General features: G+C 72.0%; 22 protein-coding genes. 10 read left to right on the top strand and 12 right to left on the bottom strand.

Features of this window, described 5'->3' with window-relative positions:
• The first annotated feature begins 44 nt into the window (after positions 1 to 44).
• Together ACIP5K_RS19790 and ACIP5K_RS19795 are read left to right on the top strand one after the other, a co-directional pair.
• Positions 45 to 830 carry a GntR family transcriptional regulator gene (locus ACIP5K_RS19790; RefSeq protein ID WP_401411147.1) on the top strand — a complete coding sequence of 262 codons (786 nt, stop codon included), beginning with the start codon at positions 45 to 47 and terminating at the stop codon, positions 828 to 830.
• A 9-nt stretch (positions 831 to 839) separates the two neighbouring features.
• Entirely contained in the window at positions 840 to 1,523 is a 684-nt protein-coding gene (locus ACIP5K_RS19795) for a phosphonatase-like hydrolase (protein WP_401411149.1), read from the top strand.
• A gap of 9 nt (positions 1,524 to 1,532) precedes the next feature.
• Here ACIP5K_RS19795 and pgm read toward each other — a convergent pair whose 3' ends face one another.
• The 3 genes from pgm to ACIP5K_RS19810 all read right to left on the bottom strand — a co-directional run bounded on the left by pgm (position 1,533) and on the right by ACIP5K_RS19810 (position 8,360).
• Complete coding sequence (pgm, locus tag ACIP5K_RS19800) at positions 1,533 to 3,161, bottom strand: phosphoglucomutase (alpha-D-glucose-1,6-bisphosphate-dependent) (RefSeq protein ID WP_401411151.1); 1,629 nt, start codon at positions 3,159 to 3,161, stop codon at positions 1,533 to 1,535.
• A 63-nt stretch (positions 3,162 to 3,224) separates the two neighbouring features.
• Positions 3,225 to 3,968 carry a Clp protease N-terminal domain-containing protein gene (locus tag ACIP5K_RS19805; RefSeq protein ID WP_401411153.1) on the bottom strand — a complete coding sequence of 248 codons (744 nt, stop codon included), beginning with the start codon at positions 3,966 to 3,968 and terminating at the stop codon, positions 3,225 to 3,227.
• Positions 3,969 to 4,037: 69 nt separating this feature from the next.
• Entirely contained in the window at positions 4,038 to 8,360 is a 4,323-nt protein-coding gene (locus tag ACIP5K_RS19810) for a discoidin domain-containing protein (RefSeq protein ID WP_401411155.1), read from the bottom strand.
• A gap of 155 nt (positions 8,361 to 8,515) precedes the next feature.
• Between ACIP5K_RS19810 and ACIP5K_RS19815 the strand changes: the two genes are divergently transcribed.
• Complete coding sequence (locus ACIP5K_RS19815) at positions 8,516 to 9,337, top strand: alpha/beta fold hydrolase (RefSeq protein WP_401411157.1); 822 nt, start codon at positions 8,516 to 8,518, stop codon at positions 9,335 to 9,337.
• A gap of 39 nt (positions 9,338 to 9,376) precedes the next feature.
• A complete protein-coding gene (locus ACIP5K_RS19820) occupies positions 9,377 to 9,886 on the top strand; it encodes a cupin domain-containing protein (protein ID WP_401411159.1) in 510 nt (169 codons plus the stop codon).
• Between the two features lie 269 nt (positions 9,887 to 10,155).
• Here the strand turns inward: ACIP5K_RS19820 and ACIP5K_RS19825 are convergent, their stop codons facing one another.
• From ACIP5K_RS19825 to ACIP5K_RS19845, 5 genes are read right to left on the bottom strand one after another with little or no spacing between them, the layout of a single operon-like run.
• A complete protein-coding gene (locus ACIP5K_RS19825; RefSeq protein ID WP_401411160.1) occupies positions 10,156 to 11,613 on the bottom strand; it encodes a cellulose binding domain-containing protein in 1,458 nt (485 codons plus the stop codon).
• Entirely contained in the window at positions 11,610 to 13,139 is a 1,530-nt protein-coding gene (locus ACIP5K_RS19830) for a beta-N-acetylhexosaminidase (protein WP_401411162.1), read from the bottom strand. The genes ACIP5K_RS19825 and ACIP5K_RS19830 overlap by 4 nt, the downstream gene beginning before the upstream one ends.
• 23 nt (positions 13,140 to 13,162) lie before the next feature.
• Complete coding sequence (locus tag ACIP5K_RS19835; protein ID WP_401411165.1) at positions 13,163 to 13,999, bottom strand: carbohydrate ABC transporter permease; 837 nt, start codon at positions 13,997 to 13,999, stop codon at positions 13,163 to 13,165.
• Positions 13,996 to 14,964 (bottom strand): carbohydrate ABC transporter permease, encoded by a 969-nt coding sequence (locus ACIP5K_RS19840; RefSeq protein ID WP_401411167.1) that lies wholly within the window; start codon positions 14,962 to 14,964, stop codon positions 13,996 to 13,998. Before ACIP5K_RS19840 ends, ACIP5K_RS19835 begins: the two co-directional genes overlap by 4 nt.
• A gap of 48 nt (positions 14,965 to 15,012) precedes the next feature.
• Positions 15,013 to 16,284 (bottom strand): extracellular solute-binding protein, encoded by a 1,272-nt coding sequence (locus tag ACIP5K_RS19845; RefSeq protein ID WP_401411168.1) that lies wholly within the window; start codon positions 16,282 to 16,284, stop codon positions 15,013 to 15,015.
• Between the two features lie 197 nt (positions 16,285 to 16,481).
• On the opposite strand from ACIP5K_RS19845, the gene ACIP5K_RS19850 reads away from it, so the two are divergent.
• Together ACIP5K_RS19850 and ACIP5K_RS19855 are read left to right on the top strand one after the other, a co-directional pair.
• Positions 16,482 to 17,321 carry a GntR family transcriptional regulator gene (locus ACIP5K_RS19850; protein WP_401411170.1) on the top strand — a complete coding sequence of 280 codons (840 nt, stop codon included), beginning with the start codon at positions 16,482 to 16,484 and terminating at the stop codon, positions 17,319 to 17,321.
• A gap of 147 nt (positions 17,322 to 17,468) precedes the next feature.
• On the top strand, positions 17,469 to 17,909 hold the full coding sequence (locus tag ACIP5K_RS19855) for an OsmC family protein (protein ID WP_401411172.1): 441 nt from the start codon (positions 17,469 to 17,471) through the stop codon (positions 17,907 to 17,909).
• A 15-nt stretch (positions 17,910 to 17,924) separates the two neighbouring features.
• Here the strand turns inward: ACIP5K_RS19855 and ACIP5K_RS19860 are convergent, their stop codons facing one another.
• Together ACIP5K_RS19860 and ACIP5K_RS19865 are read right to left on the bottom strand one after the other, a co-directional pair.
• On the bottom strand, positions 17,925 to 19,637 hold the full coding sequence (locus ACIP5K_RS19860) for a chitinase (RefSeq protein WP_401411174.1): 1,713 nt from the start codon (positions 19,635 to 19,637) through the stop codon (positions 17,925 to 17,927).
• Positions 19,638 to 19,838: 201 nt separating this feature from the next.
• Positions 19,839 to 20,339: a DinB family protein gene (locus tag ACIP5K_RS19865; protein ID WP_401411175.1), complete on the bottom strand. Its 501-nt coding sequence runs from the start codon at positions 20,337 to 20,339 to the stop codon at positions 19,839 to 19,841.
• Positions 20,340 to 20,594: 255 nt separating this feature from the next.
• On the opposite strand from ACIP5K_RS19865, the gene ACIP5K_RS19870 reads away from it, so the two are divergent.
• From ACIP5K_RS19870 to ACIP5K_RS19885, 4 genes are all read left to right on the top strand, one after another.
• Entirely contained in the window at positions 20,595 to 21,014 is a 420-nt protein-coding gene (locus ACIP5K_RS19870) for a hypothetical protein (protein ID WP_401411363.1), read from the top strand.
• A gap of 100 nt (positions 21,015 to 21,114) precedes the next feature.
• Positions 21,115 to 21,474 (top strand): hypothetical protein, encoded by a 360-nt coding sequence (locus ACIP5K_RS19875; RefSeq protein WP_401411177.1) that lies wholly within the window; start codon positions 21,115 to 21,117, stop codon positions 21,472 to 21,474.
• A gap of 7 nt (positions 21,475 to 21,481) precedes the next feature.
• Positions 21,482 to 22,042, top strand: a complete 561-nt coding sequence (locus ACIP5K_RS19880) for a hypothetical protein (protein ID WP_401411178.1) — start codon at positions 21,482 to 21,484, stop codon at positions 22,040 to 22,042.
• A complete protein-coding gene (locus ACIP5K_RS19885) occupies positions 22,039 to 22,407 on the top strand; it encodes a peptidase inhibitor family I36 protein (RefSeq protein WP_401411180.1) in 369 nt (122 codons plus the stop codon). The genes ACIP5K_RS19880 and ACIP5K_RS19885 overlap by 4 nt, the downstream gene beginning before the upstream one ends.
• Positions 22,408 to 22,449: 42 nt before the next feature.
• On the opposite strand, the gene ACIP5K_RS19890 is transcribed toward ACIP5K_RS19885, so the two are convergent.
• Positions 22,450 to 23,682, bottom strand: coding sequence for a GNAT family N-acetyltransferase (locus ACIP5K_RS19890; protein WP_401411182.1), 1,233 nt, complete (start codon positions 23,680 to 23,682; stop codon positions 22,450 to 22,452).
• A 185-nt stretch (positions 23,683 to 23,867) separates the two neighbouring features.
• Positions 23,868 to 24,449: an RNA polymerase sigma factor gene (locus ACIP5K_RS19895; protein WP_401411185.1), complete on the bottom strand. Its 582-nt coding sequence runs from the start codon at positions 24,447 to 24,449 to the stop codon at positions 23,868 to 23,870.
• Positions 24,450 to 24,482 lie beyond the last annotated feature (33 nt).

The raw sequence follows: 24,482 nt of genomic DNA on the forward strand, positions 1-24,482 counted from the left end.
GTCGGGCCTTGTCCTGTTCGAGCCGGAACTGCAAGACTCGACTTGTGAAGACAAGTGCGGAGAGCGGGCCGCTGCACCAGCGGCTCGGCGCGGAGTTCCGGCGCCGGATCGAGGCGGGGGAGTGGCCCGAGGGGCAGCCCGTGCCCAGCGAGGCCCAGCTGTGCGAGGAGTTCGGCACCTCACGCGGGCCGGTGCGCCAGGCGCTCGCCCAGCTCCGCGTGGAGGGCCACCTCGTGGGCGGCCGGGGCAGGCCGCCGGTGGCCCGCAGGGTCACCCCGTCCCAGCCGTTCGCGTCGCTCATGTCCTTCACCCAGTGGGCCCGCTCCATCGGGCGCGCCCCGGGCCAGTTCACCGTCGAGGTCGCCCGCCGCCGGGCGGGGCCCGAGGCGGCGGCCCGCCTGGGGCTCGACGAGGGCGATCCGGTCGTCGACCTCGTCCGGCTGCGCACCCTGGACGGCGTCCCGGCCATGGTGGAGCGCTCGGCGTTCGTCCTGGACGCGGGCGTCCACCTGTTCGCGGTCGACCCCGACGCGGGCTCCGTCTACGAGGCCCTGACCGACCGCGGGGTCGATCTGCACCACGCCCGCCACACCATCGACGCCATCGCCGCGGGCCCGCAGGACGCCGACCTGCTGGACATCGCCGTCGGCGGACCCCTGCTGCGCGTGCGCCGGCTGGCGTTCACCGGCGACGGCACGCCCGTCGAGTACGCGGACGACCGCTATCTGCCGGCCATGGCCACCTTCACCATCGAGAACACCGTCGGGGGCCGCACCGTCGCGGCCCGCGAGGGCTCCGCCGACGCACCGCCCCACCACCCGCTCGATTAAGGACACCCAGTGATCGAACTCGCCGTCTTCGACATGGCAGGCACGACGATCGAGGAGCACGGCGCCGTCTACGAGGCGCTGCGGCACGCCGTCGAGGCCACCGGCGCCACCGTCGCCCCCGCCGACCTCCAGACCTGGATGGGCACCGACAAGCGCGAGGCCATCGCCGCACTCGTCCGCCTCGGCGGCGGCACACCCGACGCGGAGCTGGTGGAGCGCCAGTACGAGGTCTTCCGCGCCTTCCTCAAGGAGCGGTACGAGGAGGTCCCGCCGGAGCCGATCGCGCACGCCGACAAGGCACTCGCCCAGCTGCGCGCCCGCGGCGTGCGGATCGCGCTGACCACCGGCTTCAGCGCCGATGTGGCACTGCCGCTGCTCGCCTCGCTGGGCTGGTCCGTCGGAGAGGGCGGCAATCTCGACGCCGTCGTCACCGCGGACGAGGTGCGCCGCGGCCGGCCCGCGCCGTACATGATCCACCGCGCGATGGAGAAGTGCGGCGTCCTCGACGTCCGTGCGGTGCTCGTCGCCGGCGACACGGCCGTCGACCTGGAGGCGGGGACGCACGCGGGCGCCGGGACGGTGGTGGGGGTGCTCACGGGCCAGTTGACCCGTGAGCAGCTCGCGTCCCACCCGCACACCCACGTCGTGGACAGCGTCGCGGACGTCCCCGGCCTCCCGGAGACCGCCGGCTGAGCGGCGCGGCTAGCCGAGCGCCGCGTCCACGATGGCCTGCGCCTCGCTCTGCACCCGGGCGAGGTGCTCCGGCCCGCGGAAGGACTCGGCGTAGATCTTGTACACGTCCTCGGTGCCGCTGGGCCGCGCCGCGAACCAGGCGTTCTCGGTGGTCACCTTCACCCCGCCGATCGCCGCGCCGTTGCCCGGCGCGCTGGTGAGCCGGGCCGTGATCGGCTCGCCCGCGAGGGTGTCCGCCGTGATCGCGTCGCCGGTGAGCTTCGCCAGCCGGGCCTTCTGCTCCTTGGTCGCCTTGGCGTCGATCCGCGCGTAGGCGGCGCCCGACGCCCCGTGCTCGGCGGCGAGTTCGGCGTAATAGGCGGACGGCGTCCTCCCCGTCACCGCGAGGATCTCGGCGGCGAGCAGCGCCAGCAGGATGCCGTCCTTGTCGGTCGTCCAGACGCTGCCGTCCTTGCGCACGAAGCTCGCCCCGGCGCTCTCCTCGCCGCCGAAGGCCACCGATCCGTCGACGAGCCCGGGCACGAACCACTTGAACCCGACGGGCACCTCGACGAGCCGGCGGCCGAGCGAGTCGGCGATCCGGTCGATGACGGCGCTCGACACGAGCGTCTTGCCGATCGCGGCGGACGCCGACCAGTGCGGCCGGTGGCTGAACAGGTAGTGGATGGCGACGGCGAGGTAGTGGTTGGGGTTCATCAGGCCCGCGTCGGGCGTGACGATGCCGTGCCGGTCCGCGTCGGCGTCGTTGCCGGTCAGCAGGTCGAAGTCGTGGCGGCGGGCGAGGACGGAGGCCATCGCGGGCGCCGACGACGGGTCCATCCGGATCTTGCCGTCCCAGTCCAGCGTCATGAACCGCCAGGTGGGATCGGTCTCGGGGTTCACCACGGTCAGGTCGAGGCCGTACCGCTCGGCGATGCGCGACCAGTAGTGGACGCTCGCCCCGCCCAGCGGGTCGGCGCCGACCCGGACGCCCGCGGACCGGATGGCGTCCACGTCGATGATGTGGTGCAGATCCTCGACGTAGGTCTCGCGGAAGTCGTACGGCTCCCAGGCGGTCGTGCCGCCGTCCGCGGGCACCCAGCCGGCGTCCTCCAGCAGCTCGTTGGCGCGCTGCGCGATCCAGGAGGTCGTCGTGGAGTCGGCGGGACCGCCGTGCGGCGGGTTGTACTTGAAGCCGCCGTCGCGCGGCGGGTTGTGGCTCGGCGTGATGACGATGCCGTCGGCGCGGTCCGGGCCGTCGCCCGCGGTGCGGTTCCAGCGCAGGATGGCGTGGCTGAGCGCCGGGGTCGGCACGAAGTCGCCGTGCGCGTCGGCCAGGACGCGGACGCCGTGCGCCGCGAGCACGCCGAGCGCGGTGGTGAGGGCGGGGCCGGACAGGGCGTGGGTGTCGGGGCCGATGAACAGCGGGCCGGTGATGCCCTCGGCCGTGCGGTGCTCCACGATGGCCTGGGTGATCGCCGCGATGTGCTTCGCGTTGAAGGCGCCGTCGAGGCTGGAGCCGCGGTGGCCACTCGTGCCGAAGACGACACGCTGCTCGGGGCGCGTGACGTCGGGCTCCCGCGAGTGGTACGCGTCGATGAGGGCGTCGATGTCGACGAGGTCGTCCGGCCGGGCGGGGGTTCCTGAGCGGTCAGTCATACCAGCAGTTTCCCACTTGTGGACCCGCGGCCCGGCCGGGCCGCCCCGGTTTCCGCGCCGGGTTCAGCCTTCCTGCGTCAGCCGGGCGAGCGCCGCGGTGATGTCCGCCTCGGACGCCTCCTTGGTGACGCCGAGCCGCGAGAGCGTTCCCGCGCCGTTCTCCTGCTCCAGCAGTGCCAGCAGGATGTGTTCGGTGCCGATGTAGTTGTGGCCCAGGCGCAGGGCCTCGCGGAACGTCAGCTCCAGGGCCTTCTTCGCCTCGGCGTCGAAGGGGATCAGCGCCGGCGACTCCTCGGCCGCCGCCGGGAGCAGCTCCGCCGCCGCCTGCCGCACGGAGTCGAGGAGCACGCCCTGGGCGACGATCGCCCGGGCCCCCAGGCCGTCCGGCTCGTGCAGCAGCCCGAGGATCAGGTGCGCGGTGCCGATCGAGGTGTTCTTCGCGGCGTGCGCCTCCTGCTGCGCGCCCACCACGATGTTCCGGGCGCGCGGGGTGTAGCGGTTGAAGCCCTGGCTGGGGTCGAGGTCGTTCTCCGAGCCCTTCGGCACGAAGCGCTTCTGCGCCGCCTGGCGCGTGACGCCCATGCTCTTGCCGATGTCGGTCCAGGAGGCGCCGGAGCGGCGGGCCTGGTCCACGAAGTGCCCGATGAGGTGGTCGGCGATGTCGCCGAGGTGGTCCGCCGCCAGCACCGCGTCCTGGAGCTGGTCCAGGGCGTCGGTGTGGACCTTCTTGATGGCGTCGATGAGGTCGTCGAGGCGGACGGACGAGGTCATGCCCGCGGGGGTCGCGTCATCCGGAGGATTCGTCATGAGGCAACCGTAGGTTGACAGTGCGAGGGTGTCAACCTTCGGTTGACACCCTCGCCGTGCCGTGCCGTCCTACGGCAGCTGGTTGATCTTGAAGGTGGAGGTCGTGTTGCGGACGTCCACCGCGTTGTCGCTCAACTTCAGGTTGTGGAAGGTCACTTCACCGACGGCCGGGCCCTGCCCGGACTCCGGCATCTCGTTCGCCCACAGTCCGAACCCGGACTTGGCGTCGTAGGCGTCGCCGCTCTTGTGCGCGCCCGAGATGGTGACGTCGGTCAGGATCGTGTCCTTGATCGGGAACTGCGGCTGGCCTCCCACGTAGTTGGTCTGGAACATGATGCCGCTGTAGGTCGGGTCCAGGATGTCCACGTCGTTGACGCGGATGCCCTGGAACACCTTGGACGCCGAGAACATCCAGATCCCGGGGAAGGTCTGACCGCCCCAGAAGTGGCCGCCGGAGCGGATGACCGAGGTGTTCTCGATGCTCGTCGGACCCGTGCCGAAGCCGTTCATCGGGTAGCCGAAGTCCAGCGAGCTGATCGTGATGCCGGAGTAGACGAGGGTGTCCGCGATGAGCATGTTGCGGAACGTGTTGTCGTACCCGCCGTAGACCGCGATACCGGCGGCCCGCCAGGTGAGCAGCGAGGTCAGGTTCTCGTACACGTTGTTCTTCTCGTCCGCGCCGCCCGCGTCGATCGCCGAGAACAGCGCGAAGCTGTCGTCACCGGTCGAGCGCGCCTCGTTGTTCACGACGTGGTTGTCCGTCGAGCCGTTCGTCATGTTGACGCCGTCGGCGAACGTGTCCCGGATCCGGGAATTCTTGATGGTGACCCGGTCGGTGTTGGCGCCCCAGTACAGGCACACCGTGTGCTCGTTCCAGATGTCGTCGATCGTGATGTCCGCGACGTTGGAGAAGTCGAACACCTTGCCGGGGCCGTCGATGCGCGAGGTGTAGTTCCCGAAGAACGAGAAGTGCGCGAACGACGATCCGTTGGCGCTGGCCTCCGCGCGGAATCCCGCGTCGGTGTTCTCCTGCGAGGACGGCGTGTGGAACCGGGTGAACCACGGACCGGCGCCGACCACCTTCACGGCCTTGCCGTAGACCTGGAACTTGTTCGAGGTCTCGTAGTCACCGGCCGGCAGGTACACGCCGACCAGCTTGCCCGTGGTGTCCATCCGCACCTTGTCCAGCGCGTCCTGCACGGCCTGCTGGGAGAAGCCGGTCGGGACGGTGTACGTGGCCGGGTCCGGGTTGGCCAGCTGGGTGGCCTGCTCCAGGTTGACGTAGTCGATCGTGTACGTCGAGCTGTTCGCGGTGTCCTTCTGGAGCCGGATCTTGCTGCCCTTGGGCACGGTGGTGCCGAGCAGCAGGTTCGCCTCGTCGTAGATGTGCCGCGGCCCGCCCGCGCTCGGCGTGTTGCCGGGCCCGGTCTCGTTGCCGTACAGCCACGCGTACTTCGACGTCAGGTCGATGGCCTTAAGGAACGTGCCGTCGACGTAGACGTTCAGCGTGGAGCTGGTCCCGCCGCCACCGGCCGAGTCCGGCATCGAGAAGCGGGTGACGAGGGTGTTCGTCGGTGCCTTCGTCGTCCACTCGACGTACGAACCGGTGGAGCCGAGCGTGACGGCCTTGCGGCCGGACGCCTCGCCCGCCAGGTCACCGACGGTGCGGTTGGGGCCGACGGCCTTCGCGCCACCGCCCGCGGTCCCGTCCTCCGCCTCGTACATGTCGTACGGCATGCTCGCGCCGCGGCCCACGAACAGCGGCTGCGAAGAGGTGTTGTTGGCGCGCTTGACCGCCAGCTCCTCGGAGTCGTCGGCGATCACCGTCTTCACGGTGAACTTGCCCTTGCCCGCCGTCCAGGTGCCCAGCTTGACCGGGTCGGTGGTGCTCCCGGCCGCGATCGCGCCGCTCGCCGAGCCCGTGAGCGTCTTGACGACCGTGCCGTCCGAGTCGGTGACGGTCAGCGTGATGCCGTGGGCGGTCGCCGAACTCGCCTTGTTGCCCTGGTTCTTGATGGCGACCGAGAAGCTGACCGTGTCGTTCTCGGCCGGCGCGCTCGGGGACCACGCCACCGGGGAGGCGATCAGGTCGGCGCTCTGCACCGGCTTGACGACCAGCGGCGTCGGACTGGTGTAGCTGTTGTTGCCCTCGTTCTGCTCGATCACCAGACCGCTCGGGTCGACGACCGCGCCGACCGTGTACGAGCCGGCGTCGCGCGCCCCGATGTCCGCGGTGACGGTCGCCGACGCACCCGCCGCGAGCGCCCCGACGGAGCCGCTGCCGACCTTCTGCGAGCCGATCAGGAAGTCGAGGTCGGTGGCGTTCGCCGACTGGGTGCCCGTGTTGCGGACCGTCGCCGACAGCGTGATCTTGTCGGACTCCACCGGCGCGTCCGGCTTCGACGTGATGCCCGTGACGACGAGGTCCGGGTTGGGCGCCGGAGCGCCGAGCACCTGGAACTCCGCCACCTGGCCGCCCGAGGAGCCGGAGTTGGCGGTGATCGACAGACGGACGTCCGCGACCCGGCCGCTCACCGGAATGCTCACCTTGTTGCCGCTCGCCGGGGAGAAGGAGTAGTCCTTCGCCGCCACCAGCGTCGTGAAGCCCGACGCGTTCTGCTCGCGGCCCAGCACCTCGATCTTCTGCGTGCGCGCCGACCAGGCCGCGTCCGGGTTGAGCTTCACCACGACGGACGACAGGTCCGCGTTGGAGCCGAGCTTGACCGTCAGCGTGCCCGGGTACGCCCCGGCCGCGCCCTCCCAGTAGGTGCTGGTGTCGTCGTCGACCGCGTTCTCGGCGACGTAGGTGAACGTCGAGGAGGAGGCCGACACCGGCTTGCCCACGGCGAGGTTCGCGTCGTTGGACGTCGAGCCGTTGCGGGTCACGGAGTTGCTGGCGGCCGACACGTTGCCCGCCGCGTCCTTCGCCCGCACCGTGTAGGTGACCGTCGCGGACGACGGCTGGGTGTCGGTGTAGGTCGTGACGTCACCGGCCAGCGACTTCAGCGGCGATCCGTTCGCGTAGAGGTCGTAGCCCGTCACCTTCACGTTGTCGGTTGAGGCGCCCCAGGCCAGCTTGACCTGGCCCGGCGTCGACTCGGTGAAGGCCAGGTTCGACGGTGCGGTCGGTGCCTGGGTGTCGCCCGAAGCACCGTTCCGGGTCACGGAGTTGCTGTTCGCCGACTGGTTGCCCGCCGCGTCCTTGGCCCGCACGTAGTAGGTGAGGGTCGACGACGCGGGCTGCGTGTCCGTGTACGTGAGCGTGTCGCCGTCGACCGAGGCGCGCAGCTGGTTGTTGGCGTAGATGTCGTAGCCGGTGACCTTCACGTTGTCCGTGGCGGCCTTCCACGTCAGCCTGATCTGCCCGGTCGCGGGCTCGGTGTAGGCCAGCGTGGTGGGCGCGGTCGGCGCCTGGGTGTCCCCTGCCGTGGGCCCGTACACCTCCAACTCGGAGAGCTGACCGGCCTGTTGCACCGAGTTCCCGGTGATCTTCGCCCGGACGTAGCGCGTCGTCACCGTGTTGAACGACAGCGTCTGCGCCTGCCCGTTCGCCGCGTTGAACTCGTACGCCTTCGACGCGACCAGGTCCGTGAAGTCGCTGCCGTTCGTGCTGCCCTGGAGGGTCAGCGTCTGCGACCGGGTCTCCCACGTCGACGGCAGCCGCAGCACCACGCGGTTCACCTGCACCGACGCGCCCAGGTCGACCTGGACCCACTGCGGCAGCGCGTTGTTCTGGCTCTCCCAGTAGGTGGCGGCGTTGCCGTCACCGGCGTTCGCCGCCAGGTACGTCTGGGTGGTCGAGCTGGCCGTGAACGTGCGGCCGCGGGCCAGGTTCGCCGAGGAGTCGCTGCTGCCGTGCACCTCCAGCTCCGACAACTGCCCCGCCTGCCAGCCGGAGTTGGCCGTGATCGCGACGCGCACATAGCGGGTCTGTGTCGCGCCGAAGGACACCGTCACGGTGTTCGACGAGCCCTGGGCGAAGGTGTACTGCGCCGACGCCTTCAGTGTGTCGAAGGTCTGCCCGTCCGCGCTGCCCTGCACCGAGAGCGTCTGGGTCCGGGTCTCCCAGGCGGCCGGCAGGCGCAGCACCACCTCGTCGACGCGGGCCGACGCGCCCAGGTCCACCTGCACCCACTGGGGGAAGGTGGAGCCCGAACTCTCCCAGTACGTCGACGCGTTGCCGTCCGAGACGTTGGCCGCGCCGTAGTCCGCGTTGGCGCTGCTGGCCCTGGCGGTGGCACCCGCGGCGAGGTTGGGCCCGCCAGCGGCCTGCGCCGATACGGCCGGCAGACCGAGGAGCGCCAGGGTGAGGGCGAGCACCGTCACCGCCAGGCCGCGCCATCCACCCCCCGCGCCCCGTCTGCCGGATCTCGGCACGAACTGTCCGATCATGACTCCCCTGTCCCCGCGCCCGTCGGCGCGGTGAAGCGAGCGAGGCGAAGGAACACCATCGACTTCTTGCGTTCAGTTGTTGGAGAATTGCAGAGTGATGTTGTTGAGTCCACCGTTTGCGCAGAGGGAGTTGCGATGAGGGACAATCCGAGACCATGCCCCTCGCACCGGCGGCCGATGGCGCCGCGCTCCACTACGACGTCCGCGGCAGCGGCGCCCCGCTGCTGCTCCTGAGCGGCCAGTCGAACCATCACCGCTGGTGGGATTCGGTGCGCGACCGCTTCGCCGCACGCTTCACCACCGTCGTCATGGACTGGCGCGGCACCGGGGCGAGCGACGCCCCGGACACCGACACCTACAGCACCCGGAATCTCGCCCGGGACGCCGTCGCCGTCCTCGACGCCGCGGGCATCGGCCGGGCCCACGTGTACGGGACGTCGATGGGCGGCCGCGTCGCCCAGTGGCTGGCCGCCGAGCACCCCGCCCGCGTCGACCGCCTCGTCCTCGGCTGCACGTCACCCGGCGCGCCGCACGGCGTCGAGCGCGGGCCCGCCGTCCGCAGGGCCCTCGCCGACCCCGACCCCGACGCGGCCCGCGCGGCGCTCCTCGACCTGATGTACACCCCCGCCCACACCGCCACCCACCCCGGCCCGTTCCACACCCTCGGCGATCCCGCGATGCCCCCGCACGCCCGCCGCCGCCACCTGCGCGCCAGCGCCCGGCACGACGCCTGGGACGCGCTGCCCCGCATCACCGCGCCCACCCTCGTCGTGCACGGCACCGACGACGCCTTCAACCCCACGGCCAACGCCCCGCTGCTCGCCGGGCGGATCCCCGGGGCGCGCCTGCTCCTGATCCCCGGCGGGCGGCACGCCTACTTCGAGGAGTGCGCCGACGCGGCGACCCCTCCGGTGATCGACTTCCTCGACGCCCGCCGACCGCGCCCCCCGGGTGCTGCGCACCAGCGAACTCCGTAGGCTGCGGACGGCCCGAACACCACGGAGGAGAACGTCCCCATGCCCGCTGCCCGCGTCACCCTCGCCGACGTCCTCGCCGCCGCGCGCGACGGCGCCACCGGAGCGCTCTGGCGCCTGGACGGCGCCGCCCGGCAACTGGACGCCAACGTCCTGAGGCTGCGGCCCGGCACCCGCGGCACACCGCACGTCGAGCCGGACCTCGACGTGCTGCTCTACATCGCCGAGGGCCGCGGCACGCTGTGGCGCGCGGGCGCGGAGGAGGAGCTGGCGCCGGGCACGGTGCTGTTCGTGCCGCGCGGCGAGGAGCGGGCGGTCAGCGCGGGCGCGGACGGGCTCGTCTACCTCAGCGCGCACCGCAGGAGGCCCGGCATGACGATCCGGCGGGCCGCGGCGCCGGTCGCGGCGGAGGGCGGCGAGGCGCCCTGTCTGCTGCCGCGCGTCTGCGCGGACTGCGGCCACGCCACCGACGACACGCGCGCGAACTACTGCGCCCGCTGCGGCAAGCGCTTGCCCGGGCAGGCCGATGAGCGGACTTCCGGCCGTAGTTGAGGCGGGGTGATCACGCCAGCACACCCCGTTCGCAACCGCAACTCCGGTGCGCCGCAAGGGTGGTGACGCCCCGCCTCCGTCACTTCCGGCCACTGGTTCAACACGTAAGGTTACCGAAAGGCGGGGGTCCGGGATGAGATCCCGACCGCCGCGCGGCAGACTCTGGCCCCGGCGGCCGCAGCCGGCTCCCGGGCGGGCCGCCGGAGTGGGGAAGCACCACCGGGGAGTCCGGGCGTGTGGGGCGCACGGACTCCCCGCCCCGGGTCACCTCACGACGAGGGGACCGTGTCCTCGAACGCCGTGCCCGCCGTGCGGTAGGCGGACACCTTCGCCGCCACCTGCGCCGGGGTGAGCACCTGGTCCTTGACGTGCAGCACGTAGTCGACCTGCTGGTCGTAGGCGCGCGCACTGGTGCTCGTGTTGCCGGCCAGGTCGATCAGCCACTGGTTGAAGTTGATCGACATCGGCCGCTCGGGGAGGTACGCGGCGTCGTGCGTGCCGAACAGCTGGCCGTCGACGTAGTAGCGGATCGAGCTGTTGTCGATGGTGAGCACCAGGTCGTGCCAGCCGTTGTAGCTCTGCCGCCCCTCCGTGTGCTGGTTCACCGCCTGCCACGGATCGGGGTTGTACGTCTCCCAGGACGTCGTGTAGAGGATGTTCGACGGCTCGCCCCAGCCGCCGTTGGGCAGGTACTCGAAGTCGTACTCGGCGTAGTCGTCGGCCATCGGCGCCTTGAGGTCGTTGATCGTGAAGAACGTCTGGACGAGGTGGTCCCCGTCGGGCCCGCTCTTCGGCGCGTCCGCGAACTTCACCCGCGCCGCGTAGGTGCCGTTCTTGAACTTCGTCGCCTTGGTGAGCACCTCGGTCTGCTTCGTGCTCTCGCCGGTGCCCGACGTCGAGGTCTCCAGGTTCATCACCGTGTTGCCCGACACGACGGGGAACGTCACCTTGTCCGGCGCCCAGGTCGCCCCCGGCACGCCGGGACCGCCGGAGTTGGAACGCACGGACCAGCCGTGCGACGCGATCCGGGGGTCGTTGTACGCGGTGTAGGTGAAGTCGTCGAACAGGGTCGCGCCACTGCCCGGAGGATCCGTGGGGTCGGTCGGGTCCGTGGGATCGGTCGGGTCCGTCGGGTCGTTGCCCGCGGGAGCCGTGCCCCAGACCGTCGCGCCGCCGAGCTGGGCCGTCACCTTCGACCAGTTCGCGTACGAGGTCTGGGCGGCGCCGAAGGAGTAGTCGTCGGCCTGGTTCAGCGACTGCCAGTCGGAGCGGTAGAAGCGCAGTTGGAGATCGCCCGTGTCGGTCCCGGCCGCGAGCGTCCCCGCGTCGGGGGTGAAGCCGATCTCCAGGTAGCGGTCGGCGGTCGCGGTCGGATGGGCGAGGGTGCCGAACGTCCCGGTGACGTGGGAACAGCCCCGGACCGCCCAGGAGCAGGCGAAGCGGTAAGCCGCCCCGGCCGCGTCGGCCTTGAAGTAGTAGCGGACCTTGACGGTGCTCAGCGCGACGGCGGACGTGCCGGTGTTGCGCACCTTCAGCCAGGGCTCCGCCTGGTCGCTGCCGGTGGAGCCGGTGTGGTACTGCACGCTCAGGGCGCCGTCGGCCGCGGCCGCGCCCTGCGGCACGGCGAGCAGGCCCGCACAGCCCAGCGCGGCGGTGACGGCGCAGGCGAGAGCGGTTCTCGCCCGGGGGCCGCGCGTGGAGCCGGCCGTCCTGGAGGTTCGTGTCATGACTGTTCCCTTCCGGAACCGTGGGGGATGGGGACGTTCGGGTCGAGCGGCCCGTGCCGCACACCGAGTGCGGCGAGCCGGGCGCCGTGCGCGCCGAGGCGGAGACGGAAGTCCGGCCAGGACGGGGAGCCGTGCCAGGCACGGTCGGCGAGCGCGGACAGACGGGGGAAGATCCGGCGGTCGAGATGGCCGACCGTCGGGGCGTACTCGGTCCACAACTGGGCCTGCACACCGAGGAGAGCGCCGGAGGCGTCCGGGTCGGTCGGCGGCTCGTGCCCGTGCACCGTGCGCAGATCGACCACGAGACCCGGTTCCGCGTGCGGTTCGTCGGGCGCGTCGGTCTGCGCGTAGTCGAGGTAGGAGGCGCGGTGCTGGCAGCTGATCACGGGATGCCCGCGCTTCAGCGCGATCCGGGTGTGCTCGGGGTCGCGCCAGGTCATCACCGCGAACTCGGTCGGCAGCCCCTCACCGGTCTCGGCCCACACCACCGGGGTGCGCCCGCGCTCCAGGAGATGGGCGCCGATCCGGCCGAGGAACCAGTCCCGCAGCGCGTCGGTGTGCGCCAGCCCCTCGGCCGCCGCCCGCGCCCGCGCCACCGGGCTCGCGGCCCATTCGGTGGTGGGGCACTCGTCGCCGCCGATGTGGACGTGCTGCGCCGGGAAGAGGTCGACGACCTCGTCGAGGACGGTGCGGAAGAAGTCCAGGACCGGCTCGTGGACGCCGAACACGGTGTCGCACACGCCCCAGCGCGGCCACACGTCCAGCTGCCGCCCCGGCACGTTCCCCAGCTCCGGGTACGCGGCGAGCGCCGCACGCGCGTGGCCCGGCATCTCGATCTCCGGGACGACCGTGACACCGCGGGCGGTGGCGTACGCGACGAGGTCCCGCAGCTCCTCGCGGGTGTAGGCCCCTTCGTGCGGGGCGGGGCCGGCGCGCCGGCCGCCGACCTCGGTCAGCAGCGGGTACGCCGCGACCGGCATCCGCCAGCCCTGGTCGTCGGTGAGGTGCAGGTGCAGCACGTTGAGCTTGTGCAGGGCGAGCAGGTCGACGGTCCGGCGCAGGACGGACACCGGCTGGAAGTGCCGGGCCACGTCGAGCATGAAGCCGCGCCAGGACTGCCGGGGCACGTCCGTGATCTCGACGCAGGGCAGCCGCCAGTCGACACCCGGCCGCGCGGTGCCGGAGAGGGCTTCGACGGGCAGCAGCTGACGCACCGTCTGGATGCCGCGCAGCAGCCCCGTGAGGTGCGCGGCGCGCAGCAGGACCGCGTCCGGGCCGACCGTCAGGCCGTACCCCTCGGCGCCGAGCCCGCCGAGGTCGGGGTCGAGCGCGAGGACGAACGCGCCCTCGGGGGAGGACGGCAGCGGCAGGCCGGTGGCGGGCGCCAGGAGGGTGCGGAGCAGGTCGGCGGCCGCCGCCGCGCCGGGGGAGACCCGGACGGCCGTCGACGCCGACAGGGTGAAGTGGCCGGGGCGGTGGGAGAGGTGGGTGGGGAGGGGGACGAGTGCGGGCAGGGGTGCGGGCACGGGATACCTCCGAGGCGAGGGCGTCAGCCCTTGACGGCGCCGGCCGCGAATCCCGACGTCACATGCCGCTGGAGCAGCAGGAAGATCGCCAGGGCGGGCAGCGCGAACAGGGTGGAGGCGGCCATCGTGGCGCCCCAGTCGGTGCCGAACGTGTTGTGGAACGAGGAGAGCCACACCGGCAGGGTCCGGTGGTTCTGCTCCTTGATGATCAGGAAGTTGGCGTAGGCGAACTCGTTCCACGCCGTGATGTAGCCGAACAGCGAGGTCGCCATCAGACCGGGCGCGAGCAGCGGGAACGCGATGTGCCGGAACGCGCCGGCCCGCGTGCACCCGTCGACCTGGGCCGACTCCTCCAGCTCGGCGGGGATCGTCGCGATGAAGCCGCGCAGCACCACGATCGTGAACGGCAGCGTCATCATGAAGTAGACGAGGGTCAGGGTCGGCAGCCGGTCCAGCATGCCGGTGTCCCGCGAGATGATGTACACGGGGATGATCAGGGACTCCCACGGCGCCATCTGCGCGACGAACACCATGAGCATGAACTGCCGCCGCCCGCGCCAGCGCATCCGCGCCACGGCGAACGACGCGCCCAGCGCCACGACCAGGGCCAGCGCCACGGCGCCCAGCGTCACCAGCACGCTGTTGCGCCAGAACAGCCCGAACCCGTCCGCGTCGATCGCCCGCCGGAAGTGGTCGAGGGTCCAGCTCCGCGGCAGCAGCTGGGGGTTCTCCGACTGGATGTCCCGGGACGGTTTGAAGGCCGTCGCGACCATCCAGTACACGGGGAACAGGCACACGACGACGGTCACCGTCGCGGCGATGGTGAGGGGGAGGCGGCGCAGCGCCCGGGGCGTGCTCACAGCTCGCCCTCCTGACGGAACATCTGCCGGAAGTAGGCGACGAGCACCCCGGACATCAGCAGCACCGTGATCATCGACGCGGCCGCCCCCAGGTCGTAGCGCTGCCCGGCGAGGGCGGTCTGCACCGCGTACACCGGCAGGATCGTCGTCGCGTCGCCCGGGCCGCCGCGGGTCATCACCCAGATCTGGACGAACGCCTTGAACGTCCAGATCACTTCGAGGGAGAGCACCAGCATGAAGATCGGCCGGACGATCGGCAGCGTGACCGACCGGAAGATCCGCAGGCCCGAGGCGCCGTCGATGCGGGCCGCCTCGTACAGTTCGGCCGGCACGGTGGTGAGCGCCGAATACAGGGTGATCGCCGCGAACGGCACCGACTGCCACACGACGAGCGCCACCAGGATGGCGAACGCCGCGGGCCCGTGCGCCAGCCACGGATAGCCCTCGAACCGGCTGAACCCCAGCCCGGTCAGCGCGTGATTGACCACCCCGAACTCGGAGTGGAACAGCCACTGGAACACCGTCGTCGCCGCGACCACCGGCATCGCCCAGGTCAGCACCAGCGCGCTGAGCACGGCGGTGCGCCCGAACCGGCCGAGCCGCTCCACCATGAGCGCCACCAGGGTGGCGAGCACCATGATGAGCGCGACGTTGATCCCCATGAACAGGAACGTCCGGCGCACCACTGTCCAGAACTGCGGTGCGCCGAGCAGCGTGCGGTAGTTGTCGAACCCGGTGAAGCGGGCGTCACCGAGGATGAGCTGGCGCAGCCCGAAGTCCTGGAAGGAGATCAGGACCGCCCGGGCCAGCGGATAGACCAGCAGGTACAGCATGCCGAGCACGGCGGGCGCCACCAGCAGGTAGGGCCAGACGCCCGCCATGGTGGTGCGGCGGGCCGGGCCCGGCGTGCGCCGGGGCGGCCGGGCGAGGGGGCGCGGGGCGGTCCGTTCACGGACGACCGACACGGCGCACGCTCCTTTCGGGACGGGGAAGGCGGTCGGGGCGGCCGGCGGTCACGAACCGGAGGACATCGCCGCGGTGATGGCGTCGGACGCCTTCTTCGCCTCCCGCCGCGGGTCCCCGCCCGCCAGCACGGCCGTCATGTAGTCCTTGATCGGGTTCTTCGCCTCGACGGCCGCCCACTCCGGTGTGTTCGGCGTCGCGTGCCCGACGGCCGCGCCGACCGCCATCGTCGAGGCGCCCGGGTCCTTGGCGACGGCGCCGGCCAGCGTCGTCTTGTTCGGGACGTAGCTCATCGCGAGGGCGAGCTTCTTCTGCCAGGTGTCGCCGGTCAGCTCCTTGACGAAGGTGTACGCGGCGTCGTGGTGCTGCGACACGGTCGGCACCACGAGGTCGGATCCGCCGGTGAACACCGCGCCGGGCGTGTCCGCGCTCTTGCCGGGGATCGGGAAGAAGCCCAGCTTGCCCTTCAGCTCCGGGTTGTTCTGGGCGACCACCGCGGCGCCGCCGGGCACGCTGATGATCTGCGCCACCTGCCCCTTGGCCATCACCTCGGCCTGCGGCGGCTGCGCCTCGTCCGAGTCCTTCGGGCCCTTGCCGAGCGCCTGGAGCTTCTTGTAGAAGGCCATCGCGCGCAGCGCCTCGGGGGAGTCCAGGGCGCCCTTCCACGTGCCGCCGGACTCGGTGGCGAGGTCGCCGCCCTCGTCCCAGACGAAGCCCGACAGGGTGTACCAGTTCTGGCCGGGCAGATAGATCCCCTGCTCGGAGCCCTTGTCGAGCGAGCGGGTCGCGGCGATCCACTGCTCACGGGTCTTGATCTTCGCGGGGTCGACGCCGGCCTTCGCGAACAGGTCCTTGCGGTAGACGACGACCCGGTTCGCCGCGTAGTACGGGATCCCGTACTGCTTGCCCTCGTAGGCGCCGGGCTCGGCGAGCCCCTTCAGCCAGTCCTTGCCGCCGAGGTCGTCGACCTTGCCGCTCAGGTCGAGCAGGCCGCCGCTCTGGGCGAACTGGGCGACCTGGGTGTTGCCGGTCTCGATGACGTCGGGCGCGTCGTTGCTGGCGAGGGCGGCCGTGACCTTCTCCCCGATGCCGTCCCACTCCTGGATCTGGATGCGCACGTCGATGTCGGGGTGCGCGGCCTCGAAGCCCTTCTCGAAGTCCTTCTGGAAGGCGGCCGAGACGCTGTCGCGCATCAGCCACACGTCGAGAGTGGTCCGGCCGCCGTCGCCGGACCCGCCGTCGGCGGAGTCGGACGAACTACAGGCACTGAGTCCGGCCACCGCGACGAGCGCGGACACACCGGCGAGCAAGCGGAACTTCACGATTCACCTCTGGGGCGCCTGACCTGACCAGTTCTCCAACTGGTCAGGTGACCTCTGATGGTGGAGAAAGCTGGCATAGACCTCTGAGCGCGTCAACCCCCCAGTTCCCAGCGGGGAGTTGTCGATCAAAGGAGGCGCGTGGTGAACTGGTCAGGTCACTGGTCGTACGACATGAGGGGGCGGGAGTGAACGCCGAGGTGAACGCAGGCACCCCGGGAGCGGTGCTGAAGCGGGAGCGGGTGCGCGACCACATCCTCGAACTGATCGAGTCGCAGCGCCCCGGGGACCCGATCCCGTCCGAGCGCACGCTCTGCGCCCGGCTCGGGGTCTCCCGGCCCACCCTGCGCGCCGCGGTCGACGAACTCGTCGCCGCCGGTCTTCTCGTCCGCGAACACGGCCGCGGCATGTTCGTCGCCCCCGAGAAGATCACCCAGGAACTCGTCGCGCAGGAACAGGCGCTGACGGTGCCCCAGGCCGCGGGCGCCTGGTCCAGCCGGCTCCTGGAGTTCACCACGATCCCGGCGGGCGCCCGGGTGGGCCGCAGGCTGCGCCTGTCACCGGCCGCGAAGATCGTGTACGTGGCCCGGCTGCGGCTCGTCGACGGCGCGCCCATGGCCATCGAGCACCTGCACATCGCCGCCGAACTGGTCCCGGGCCTCAGCGCGCAGGAGCTGGAGAGCGGCGACCTGTACGAGCATCTGCGGGCCCATCACGACGTTCACGTCCGCGAAGCGACCCAGGCGATCGAGCCGACCGTCGTCAGCCGCGCGGAGGCGGATCTCCTGGACGTGCCGGAGCTGTCGCCGGCCCTGCTGTTCGAGCGGCTCACCTCCGACACCACCGGCCGGCCCGTCGAGTACGTCCACTCGCTGTACCGCGGCGACCGCTACCGCATCGTCTCCCGGCTCACCCTGGGGCCCGCGGCCACCCCGTCCGCCGCGGCGGGGGCCGGGCACCACCCGGGCATCCCGCCCGGCGACTTCGCCCACCGCGACACGCTCGCCTCGTCCACCCGGGGCGACGTCCAGGGGCCCTGACCGCCGGTGACCCTGACCGCCGGTGACCCTGACCGTCGGGGGCCCCGATCGCCGGGGCCCTGGCCGCCGGGGGTCCGCCGCGGGGGCGGTGCGCCGCGCCGGTGCCGCCTGCGCCGTGTGCGGCCCGGGCCTGGTTACGGTTCCGCCATGGCCGACTACCGCATCGAAACCGTACGCAACGGCGAGCGCGACTGGACCGCGCGCAACGACCGGGGCGCCGAGGTCCGCATCGCCCCCGCCGACGCCGAGGGCGCCCAGCCGTCCTTCACCCCCGTGGAACTCCTGCTCGCCGCGCTCGGCGGCTGCGGCGGCCTCGTCGTCGACCGCACCGCGCGCACCGTCCCCCACGACGACCTGCGCATCGTCGTCGAGTCGGTCTCCCGGCCCGAGGACGACGGCCGGGTCGGCGCGGTCCGGGTCAGCTATGAACTCGCCCTGCCGGAGGGGGACACGGCGGCGGCGGACACCTTCGAGCGCGGTGTCCGCCTGACCCATGAGAAGTACTGCACGGTCAGCCGCACGGTCGAGCACGGCGCCCGCGTGGAGGCCCTGGGGCCCGACGGGACGATGCTCTTCCTGGGCGGCTGACCGCGTGCGCCGTCGCTACGGCAGGCTGTGCACCTTCGGTCCGACCGAGTTGGACCACGCGTTGCCCGCCGTGGCGTCCCAGTTGGTGGACCAGGTCATCGCGCCGCGCAGCCCCGGGTAGGTCTTCGCGGGCTTGAACGAGCCGCAGCCGGTGCCCTTGGCGAGGCAGTCGAGCGCGTTGTTCACCACGGACGGGTCGACGTAGCCGCTGCCCGCGCCGCGCGTGGAGGCCGGGACACCGAGCCCGACCTGCGACGGGTCGAGGCCGCCCTCCAGCTGGATGCAGGCGAGCGCGGTGAGGAAGTCCACCGAGCCCTGGCTGTAGACCTTGCCGTCGCAGCCGAGCATCGAACCGCTGTTGTAGTACTGCATGTTGACGACCGTGAGGATGTCCTTCACGTTCAGCGCCGTCTTGAAGTACTCGCCGGACGTGGACTGCATGTCGATGGTCTGCGGCGCCATCGTCAGGACGAACTTGGAGCCCGCCTTCGCCGCCAGCGCCCGCAGCGCCTTCGTCATGTAGGTGGAGTTGAGGCCGTTCTCCAGGTCGATGTCGACGCCGTCGAAGCCGTACTCCTGCATGAGCGCGTAGGCGCTGTTGGCGAACGCCGTCGCGGAGGCGTCGCTGTTGACCGAGATGCTGCCCTTCTCACCGCCGACGGACAGGATCACCGACTTGCCGGCCGTGTGCTTGGCCGCGATGTCCGCCTTGAAGTCGGCGGCGGAGGAGTATCCGACGGCCGGGTCCAGGTTGAAGGTGATCTGGCCGGGTGTGGTCGTCGCGTCGGCGAACGACACCGCGATGATGTCGTACTGCGCGGAGACGTCGCGCAGCTTCTGCACGGCCGCGCCGTTGTTGAAGTTCTGCCAGTAGCCGGTCAGCGCGTGCTTGGGCACGGTGCCGCCGCCCCCGGTGCCGCCCCCGGTGGCCGCCGTCCGCGCGCTCACGGCGGTCGACTTCGCGGACTCGCCGGCCGCGTTCGTGGCGCTGACCTGGAAGCTGTACGAGGTGTCGGCGGTGAGGCCGGTGACCGTGGTGGAGGCGCCCGTGGTCGAGGCGACCTTGGTGCCGCCCCGGTAGACGTTGTAGCCCGTCGCGCCGGAGACCGGCGTCCACGACAGGTCCACCGAGGTGGTCGTGGTGGCGCCCGCCGCGAGTCCGGACGGCGTGCCCGGGACCACCACGGGGTCGCTGCCGCCGCCCCCGTCGGGGCCGAAGACGTTCACGTCGTCGACGTAGTACGCGCCCTGCCCGTACCAGCCGTGCGTGTAGACCGTGACCGACGTGGTGTTCGCGCCGGTCTTGAAGCTGGTGGTCAGCTGCTGCCAGGAGGAGGCGCCCGGCGTCCACGTGGACACGTCGGTGGTCCCGGTGCCGCTCGCGCCGAGGTACACGTAGCTGCCCTGCACCCAACTGCTCAGGGTGTAGGTCGAGTTGGGCTTCACCGCGACGGTCTGGGCGCACTGGGCGGTGTCCTGGCCCGCCGGGGTGGCCTTCAGCGCCTTGGCGCCGCCGTGCACGGGGGAGGAGACGGTGGCACCGCTGCCCGCGGTACAGGTCCAGTTGCTCAGGTCCGACTCGAAGCCGGCGTTCTTGGCGACGTTGACGTCGGCGGCCTGGGCGGGTGCGGCGAGCGCGGTCACGCCGAGCGCGGCCGCCGAGGTGACGGCGAGCGCGGCGGCGAGGCGCCGGGGTGCGCCGGATCTGCCATGACGTGCACGGTCCACAGGATGCCTCCGGGGGAGAGGAGTAGGGCGGATGCGGACGACGGTGGCCACCGATGCCGTGCGCCAAAGTTGGTCCAGACCATTCTCGTTGTCAAGACCTCTGGAGGCATGAGGAGTTCACGGCGCACGACGACGGCGCCGGACGAGGTGTCCGGCGCCGTCGCGCGAGGGGGTCCGTGCGACCCGCCGGGCCGTGGCCGGTCAGAGCAGCCCGCGCGCGTAGGCGGCCTGTCCCACGTGCTGGAGATCGTCCGTGAGGACGCTCACCAGGCGCACCCCCAGGGTCACCGGCGGATCCCAGCCCTCGTCGACCACCCGGTCCAGATCGGCGGCCGTGAGCGCGGACACGTAGGCCAGCGTCCGCTCGTGCACCGCGTCGTAGTAGTCGACCAGCAGCTCCCCGGAGGGGACCCGCACCTGACCGACCTCCTTCGCCGAGTGCCCGTACCCGGTGTCCGTCTCCGGCAGCGGCAGATCGAAGCGCTCGGCCCAGCCCTGCGCCAGCCACGCCTGGTCGTTCCCGGCGGCCTCGGCGACATGGTCGTCCTGCACGCGCGTGAGGTGCCAGATCAGCCAGGCGATGGAATTCGCCCCCTTCCCCGGACGGGCGTGCAGCTGCTCCGGGGAAAGCCCGTCGACGGCCGCGTGCACCTCTTCCTTAATGCGGTTGTAACCCTCAATGAGTACGTCAGGTGAGTGCATGGTGTGCAGTGTCGTCGACGTGGCGCATTTCGGCCAACGGGACGCGCGAATATGCCGGAAGACTGGCGTGAAAAGCGTGGTGACAGCGGGCTGTGAGTGCCGATACTCGACAAGTGGGACGGTTGAACATTGTTCGGAATCGGCGGCCCGCGGGAGCCGGAAGACCCTTTGACCGGCCCCTCCTGCCGTACGGCTCGATTACTGATCACGCGCCACCGCGCAAATGATCAAAGACTCCAGACAATGGGGGAGATCGTGCACGACGAATTCCTGTGCCATGTCACCGCTTACGGAATATGCGGAGGACAGCGCGTGGGTGTGCCCCTCGGTACCTATCGTGCCCCGACCCTCCCCCTCGCGCTGTGGTGGCTGCGCGACCGCGCCACCTGGATCGCCGAGCGCCTCGACCCCCGCCCCGAGCTGCCGCACCTGCCCGAGGGCGCCCTGATGCCGCTCGCCGACGACGCCCCCGACGTGCCCGCCCTGCTGCGGGCCTGGTGCGCGGACACCGAGCACCAGGAGCGCGTCGCCGAGGAGCTCGCGGGCGGCCGTCTCGTCCGCGTCGCCACCCGCGACGAGACCACGGAGTACGAACTCCTCGCCGAGTCCGTGGACGCCCTGCGCATGGCCCGCACCCTGCCCCACGCCGATGCCCCCGTGTCCGCGTCGGTATGACATGACTAATCGCCGCCACGGGTGAATGCGGGCGTGCGGCCGCCCGGACCCGGGGAGGGTGGCCCCACGCAGTGAGAACCACTACCTCGGGGCCGCCCGCATGAGACTCAGATCCGCATTCGCCGTCGCGCTGTTCACCGCCGCGACCGCACTCCTGCCGGCCGCGTCCGGCGCCCAGGCCGCCAAAGGACCCGGCCAGGTCTGCTTCTGGACCGCACCCGGCCAGCACGGTCAGGCCTGGTGTTATGCGCCACCCGGATACGCGGAGGCGGAGAACGGCACCCAGCGCCACGCCGCCTCCTTCGATTCCCGCGTGGCCGGCAGCGTCTACGCCATCAGTTACACCACGTCCGGCTGCCTCTACCGGGAGATCCGGCGCGACGACTACTCCGAGAACTGGGAGTGGGCCGGAAAGCTCGACGGCGTCAGCGACACCACGATGGGATGCGAGCGGGGCTGAACCGGCCATGATCCCTCATCCCCTCGCCCGGACGCTCGCCCTCGCCGCGGGCGCCCTGCTGCTCGCCGGCTGCGCGAGCCGCCCGGGTGCCGGTCCCGCCGGGTCGCCCGACGACACCATCAGGGCCGCCCAGCAGGTGCTCACCGACCGCTGCCTGACCGGCCGGGGCCTCACCCCGCCCCGGCCGGACCGGCGTGCGGGGAGCGCGGCCGAGGAAGAGCGTGTCGCCGACGCCCTGTTCGGCCGGCCGCCCGCCGAACTGTCCCTGACGCTGGCGAACGGCGTCCCCGTCCGCGCCCACACCGACGGCTGCCTCGCCACGGCCCAGCGCACCCTCTACGGCGACCAGGAGCGCTGGTTCCGCGTCTCGACCGTCGTCAACAACCTCAAGCCCGAAGCCGCCTACCGGCACAGCTCCCTGGCCGCCGTGCGCGCGCGGCACCGGGCCGACCTGACCGCATGGCGGCACCTGCGCGCCCACGCGCTCGACACCTCGGCGCGGATCCTGCGCGCCACCCCCCACACCACCCCTCACACCACCCCCCACACCACCGGAGGACATCCGTGAAGCATCCGCTCGCCCTGCTCGCCGCCGCCGTTCTCGCCCTCGGCGGCGCGGCCGTCACCACCACCGCGTACGCCGCCCAGTGCCCCAGCGGCGAGTTCTGCGCCTGGACCGACGCCAACTACACCGGCATGCGCTGGAACTGGTCCGGTGACGACCACGACTGGGAGCCCGGCATCCAGGACGAGGACTCCTCCTGGGCCAACCACGGCATCTCGGGGCCGGGCATCAAGGACCACGTCCAGGTCTACGAGAACCCCGGGCTGGTCGGGTTCGGCACCGTCTGTCTCGCGCCCGGCCAGGAGATCCCCTCCGACAGCTGGGGCAACGACAGCGGCGACTCGCACACCTGGAAGATGGCGTGCTGACACCGCACCGCACCTGAACCCCCCCTCGCAGAAGGGGGGAGTTCAGAACGCGTCCGCCGTGTGCGGCAGCGACCCCACGGACAGCGCGGCGTCGAGCATCGGCGCCGCGCCCGGGGTGTGCTCGACCACCAGACCCGCCGCCACCAGGGCGTGCACGGTCACCGCTCCCAGGAAGGCGCTCGCCAGGTCCCGCACCTCCAGGGAGAGGTCCGGGGCCTGCGCGGCGGGAGCGTAGGAGAAGCCGTCGGGGGAGGCGGTCAGCCGGAACGTGCCGTCGTTGGCGGGCAGCCGCGCATCGCGCACCGCGAGGACCACGTCCACCGGCGCGGCCCAGGAGCGGGCCGCGAGCGCCGCGCGGACGTCCACGAGCCGCACCCACAGCGCCGGGAACTCCTCGGTGACCCGGACCTGGTCCCGGTCCTGGGCGAACAGCGGCAGCGGGTCGTCGAGCGGGCGTCCCCACGCCCGCACCCGGTCCGTCAGGTCGATCCCGGCCAGATAGGCCCACAGCGCCGCCGCGACCCGCGGCGAGTCCGCCTCCAGCTCGTCCACCCGCACCTGGCCCCCCGCCTGCGACGCCGCGTCACCCGGCTTCGTGCGGTAGATCGCGTACCCGGCGAGCGGCTCGCCGAGCGCCACGACCCGGGCCGGCGAGAACTCCTCGTCCTCCTCGTCCTTCTCCAGCAGCCACTCCTCGCGCCACCAGTCCCGGGTGCGCGCGAGCCGCCCGGCACGATGCGCCCTGGTCCCCTCGAAGTACGGGCCGAGCACCTCGGGTGCGGCCTCCGGGTCGACCAGACGCAGGGGACGGGGGTCCGGCGCGATGCGCAGGGCGAGCGGACGGCGCGCGTCGATCTCCACCGTCGTGCCGTACGTCCCCGGGCCGAAGCCGAACCGGCCGTAGATCGACGCCTCCGAGGCCCACAGGGCGACCAGTGGCGCCCCCTGGTCCGCGCAGCGGGCGAACAGCTCGCGGATCATCCCCGTCAGCACACCGCGGCGCCGGTGCGTCGGGGCCACGGACACGAACGTCAGCCCGGGGCACGACAGTTCACCGCCTCCGGGCACGGACAGGGCGAAGGGGTGCGCCGCCGCGAAACCCACCAGCTCGGCACCGTCGTAGGCGCCGATCCGCAGGCAGCCGGCGAGCAGCTTCTCGTGCCGGCGCCGCTGGGCGCTCCCGGGGTTCTCGTGGAAGACGAGATAGGCGAGGGCCAGGGCGCGCGCGATCTCCGACTCGGGGACGTCACGGAACTGGACAGAAGGCGCATTCATGATCATCAAGCCTAGCCGTACGGCCCCACCGGCGCCCGCCGCAGGACCCGGGACGCGTCCGCCGCGCGACGCCCTCCCGCCGCGGAACCGTCAGACGGCGGGGTCCGGGCCGCCTGCGGCGCATGACTTCTTCGCCGCGGGCCCTCGCTCCGGATGCACGAGGCCGCCGATTCCCCCGGGCGTTCTCAGCCGCGTCCCCGGACGGGCCCGAGCCGCAGGCTCAACCGCCGCATCCCGCGCCGGGCATGGCTCTTGACCGTGCCCAGCGGCCAGCCGGTGCGCTCCGCGATCTGCGGCTGCGTCAGGTCCTCGTAGAACGCGAGGCACAGCACGGTGCGCTGCGGCACCGGGAGCCGCGCCAGCTCCTGGGTCAGCACGATCCGGTCGAGCACCGGGTCCCCGTGCCACACGCCGACGGCCGGGTGACGGGAGGCCGCCAGCTCCACGAGGGCCGCGCGCCGCGCGCGGCCCGCGAGCGCGTCCGCGATCCGGTGCCGGGCGATGCCCGTCAGCCACGCCGCCGTCGAGCCGAGCTGCGGCCGGTAGCCGGAGCGGCCGCGCCACGCCGCCAGGAACACCTGCTGCACCACGTCCTCGGCGTCGGCGGTGTCGCCGAGCGCCCGCCCGGCGAGCCGGTGCACGAGGGGCGCCCAGCGCCGGTAGACCTCGGCCAGACACGCGGGATCGCCGGCCGCGAGACCGTCGGCCAGCACGGCCTCCGACGCCGTACGCGGATCGGGGACGCGCCCGGGCACCGCTGCGCTCATCGATGTCTCGTCAACTCCTGGAAACGGTCGTGG

Source organism: Streptomyces sp. NPDC088785 (genome assembly GCF_044750685.1).
Classification (GTDB): domain Bacteria; phylum Actinomycetota; class Actinomycetes; order Streptomycetales; family Streptomycetaceae; genus Streptomyces.

Bases quoted from the DNA above. Each gene is read 5' to 3' on its own strand.
- pgm (WP_401411151.1), bottom strand. From the start codon at position 3,161: ATGACTGACCGCTCAGGAACCCCCGCCCGGCCGGACGACCTCGTCGAC.
- ACIP5K_RS19805 (WP_401411153.1), bottom strand. From the start codon at position 3,968: ATGACGAATCCTCCGGATGACGCGACCCCCGCGGGCATGACCTCGTCC.
- ACIP5K_RS19810 (WP_401411155.1), bottom strand. From the start codon at position 8,360: ATGATCGGACAGTTCGTGCCGAGATCCGGCAGACGGGGCGCGGGGGGT.
- ACIP5K_RS19815 (WP_401411157.1), top strand. From the start codon at position 8,516: ATGCCCCTCGCACCGGCGGCCGATGGCGCCGCGCTCCACTACGACGTC.
- ACIP5K_RS19820 (WP_401411159.1), top strand. From the start codon at position 9,377: ATGCCCGCTGCCCGCGTCACCCTCGCCGACGTCCTCGCCGCCGCGCGC.
- ACIP5K_RS19825 (WP_401411160.1), bottom strand. From the start codon at position 11,613: ATGACACGAACCTCCAGGACGGCCGGCTCCACGCGCGGCCCCCGGGCG.
- ACIP5K_RS19855 (WP_401411172.1), top strand. From the start codon at position 17,469: ATGGCCGACTACCGCATCGAAACCGTACGCAACGGCGAGCGCGACTGG.
- ACIP5K_RS19865 (WP_401411175.1), bottom strand. From the start codon at position 20,339: ATGCACTCACCTGACGTACTCATTGAGGGTTACAACCGCATTAAGGAA.
- ACIP5K_RS19875 (WP_401411177.1), top strand. From the start codon at position 21,115: ATGAGACTCAGATCCGCATTCGCCGTCGCGCTGTTCACCGCCGCGACC.
- ACIP5K_RS19880 (WP_401411178.1), top strand. From the start codon at position 21,482: ATGATCCCTCATCCCCTCGCCCGGACGCTCGCCCTCGCCGCGGGCGCC.
- ACIP5K_RS19890 (WP_401411182.1), bottom strand. From the start codon at position 23,682: ATGAATGCGCCTTCTGTCCAGTTCCGTGACGTCCCCGAGTCGGAGATC.
- ACIP5K_RS19895 (WP_401411185.1), bottom strand. From the start codon at position 24,449: ATGAGCGCAGCGGTGCCCGGGCGCGTCCCCGATCCGCGTACGGCGTCG.